The sequence below is a fragment of the Burkholderia sp. E168m23 genome (genome assembly GCF_016586125.1).
GTDB classification, from domain to species: Bacteria; Pseudomonadota; Gammaproteobacteria; order Burkholderiales; family Burkholderiaceae; genus Burkholderia; species Burkholderia orbicola.
The window spans coordinates 1-2,814 of the sequence record NZ_BCPP01000927.1 but is presented as its reverse complement, the minus strand read 5'-3'; the positions used below and the strand labels follow the sequence as shown (position 1 = coordinate 2,814).

Genomic DNA, 2,814 nt, shown 5'->3' with positions numbered 1-2,814 from the left:
AGTGGATGCCACGGCCCGTAGAGCACGTGGCTCGTCGCGACGAGGATGATCCGCTCGGTGCGCGCCGTCAGCGCGGCCAGCGTCATGAACGAGTCGAGCGCCTGGCCGTCGAACACGCCGCCGTAGCCGCCTTTCGGCAACCATTGCGACAGCGCGAACACGAGATCGAAGCCGAGCGCTTCGGCGCGGGCTACGAGATCGGCGTTGTAGTCGAACGTCCAGTCGGTCGAGCGCGGCAGCGTCGACGCGCTCCATCCGCCAGCCTGGATCGGCAGGAACAACCCGAGCATCAGCGGCTGCGCGAGTGTGCGCGAGACGGGGCTGCCGGGGAACTCGGCCGGCGAACGAACGTCGACGAACGGCGTCGGCGCGAGCGGGGCGGCGAGGGTGGAATCGCTCATCACAGGGTCCTTGCTGAAAGGTGCGGCGCGACTGCGCGGCCCGATGCGGCGGCAAGTGGAGCGAGACGCGTCATAACTTGCCCGGCCTCGGGTCGGGCACGAAGCCGTCGCGGTTCGGCATCCGCACGCGCGGCAGCGTGCGCGCGTCGAGCCGGGCGTCGGCGGGAACGATGCCGTTCAGGTGCAGGACGTACGCGGTGACCGCATAGACGTCGTCCGTGCTCAGCGATTGCGGCGCGTTGTACGGCATCGCGCGGCGAATGTAGTCGAACAGCGTCGTCGCGTAGGGCCAGTAGCTGCCGACCGTCTTTTTGGGTTTCGCGCTGGCGAGCGAGCCGACGCCGCCGACGAGCGGATCGCCGACACCGCCTTCGCCGCCCGCTCCGTGACACATCGCGCATTTGTCCGCGAACACGTGGCCGCCGCGGGCGACCGTACCCGCGCCGGGCGGCAGGCCGCTGCCGTCCGGTGCGACGTCGATGTCCCACGCGGCGAGCGCCGCGCGATCGACCGGCTGGCCGAGACCGAAGCCCGCGCCGAACGCGCTCGACGTCATCGCGCAGGCTGCAAGCAGGCAGGCGAGCGGCTTACGCATTGCGCACCTCGCCGTCCGTGCCGACGCGCCAGTTCTGGATGCCGTTGTAGTGATACTGCGAGTTCAGGCCCCGCGCGGCGACGAGCGCGTCGCGGGTCGGCTGCACGTAGCCGGTCTCGTCGGTCGCCCGGCTTTGCAGGTCGGCCGGCTCGCCGCGCCACACCCAGTCGGCTTCGAAGCGCGTCAGCGCACGATCGCGTACGTCGCCGGCGAGCCGCGCCGGTCGCCACGTGCGGCCGCCGTCGGTCGACACGTCGACGGCGCGAATCCGGCCACGGCCCGACCACGCGTAGCCGCTGATCGGGTAGTAGCCGTGCGCGGCGAGCCGATGGCCGGCCGACGGCCGCGTGATGACCGACTTTGCATCCATCTCGAACACGAACTGGCGCGCGCAGCCATCCGGCAGCAGATTCGTGTACTTCGACGTTTCCTCGCGCGTCATCTCCGGCGCACGCACCAGCTTCAGCCGCCGCAGCCACTTGATGTTCGTGTTGCCTTCGAAACCCGGCACGATCAGCCGCACCGGGTAGCCGTTCTCCGGGCGCAGCCGTTCGCCGTTCTGCGCATAGACGACCAGCGCGCGCTCGAGAATCCGGTCGAGCGGCAGGCTGCGCGTCATCGCCGCGCCGTCCGCGCCCTCGGCGAGCAGCCAGCGGGCGTCGGCGTCGACGCCTGTCTCGTCGAGCAGCGTCGACAGCCGGACGCCGGTCCATTCGCAGCACGATAGCAACCCGTGCGTGAACTGAACCGGCAGCCCGCTCGGGCCGTTCCATTCGCTGCCCGTGTTGCCCGAGCATTCGAGGAAGTGAATGCGCGATTCGGACGGACAGCGCAGCAGGTCGTCGAGCGTGAAGACGCGCGGCTCGCGCACGAGGCCGTGCACGACGACGCGATGGCGTTGCGCATCGATGTCCGGCACCCCCGCGTGATGACGCTCGTAGACGAGCCCGTTCGGCGTGATGTCGCCGAACAGGTCGGCGAGCGGCGTCATCGACGAGCCGGAACCGGGCAGCGCAGGCGTTCGGGCGCTGCGGCGAATCACGTCGCGCTCGTGCTGACCTGGCACGCCGTAGGGTGGCGACAGCAGCGGCGCACCGGGCGTGCGCGTCCACGGCGGCACATCGAGCGGCTCGCTCGCGAGCGCACCGCTGGCGGGCAGCATCGCGGCCGCCCAGCCGCCGGCGAGCTGGCGCAGCGCCGCGCGCCGGCCGTTTCGCGGCGCACGGGGAGGAAAACGGGAATCGGTCATGGTCGAACGCGTGTGGCGCGCGGGAGCCGCGCGGACAAACGATCATTCTCGGCAACCGGGCGCGGCACGGCAAACAACGATTCCCGCTTTGCTTATCGTGACGATTGCGCCGCGCCCGACGCGCGTGCCGTCAGAACTTCACGCGCAGCCCGCTGACGAACGCAAGCTGGCGGTTCGTCGACGACGCGCTGCCGATGTTCGAGATCGCCGCGATCTTGCGATAGCCGCCCGACGTCGCGGTGCTCGCGTCGCCGGCCGCGAGCTGGTAGATGCCCGACACATAGATATCGGTGCGCTTCGACAGCGCATAGTCGAACCCGAGCGTGAACTGGTGCCAGCGCGGCTTCAGCGTCTGGCCGCTCGTGCCCGGCAGGCCGCTCGCGCGTCCGTCGGTAAACGTATAGACGCCGATCAGCGTGGCCGCCGGCGTGATCTGGTAGCGCGCGTTCACGTCGTAGTTGTTGAACTTGCGCGACGAACCGTCGAGATAGTTGAGCTGCGTGTGGCTCCATGCGAAGCCGAGCGTCGCGGGGCCGAGCGCGTAGTTCGCGCCCACCGCGCCGATCTGC

At 70.1% G+C, this 2,814-nt stretch carries 4 protein-coding genes; all 4 read right to left on the bottom strand.

Annotated features, from left to right (window positions below):
• Positions 1 to 401, bottom strand: a 401-nt coding sequence (locus JMF90_RS32085; RefSeq protein WP_201325937.1) for an LLM class flavin-dependent oxidoreductase, incomplete at its 3' end; no start/stop codon positions are given.
• A gap of 70 nt (positions 402 to 471) precedes the next feature.
• Entirely contained in the window at positions 472 to 996 is a 525-nt protein-coding gene (locus JMF90_RS32080) for a c-type cytochrome (protein ID WP_011545449.1), read from the bottom strand.
• A complete protein-coding gene (gene soxC, locus JMF90_RS32075) occupies positions 989 to 2,245 on the bottom strand; it encodes a sulfite dehydrogenase (protein ID WP_201317274.1) in 1,257 nt (418 codons plus the stop codon). The genes JMF90_RS32080 and soxC overlap by 8 nt, the downstream gene beginning before the upstream one ends.
• Positions 2,246 to 2,375: 130 nt before the next feature.
• A partial coding sequence (locus JMF90_RS32070; RefSeq protein ID WP_201325936.1) for a porin occupies positions 2,376 to 2,814 on the bottom strand: 439 nt, incomplete at its 5' end.

Excerpts from the sequence above, each read along its gene's own strand:
- JMF90_RS32080 (WP_011545449.1), bottom strand. The coding sequence starts at position 996 with ATGCGTAAGCCGCTCGCCTGCCTGCTTGCAGCCTGCGCGATGACGTCG.
- soxC (WP_201317274.1), bottom strand. The coding sequence starts at position 2,245 with ATGACCGATTCCCGTTTTCCTCCCCGTGCGCCGCGAAACGGCCGGCGC.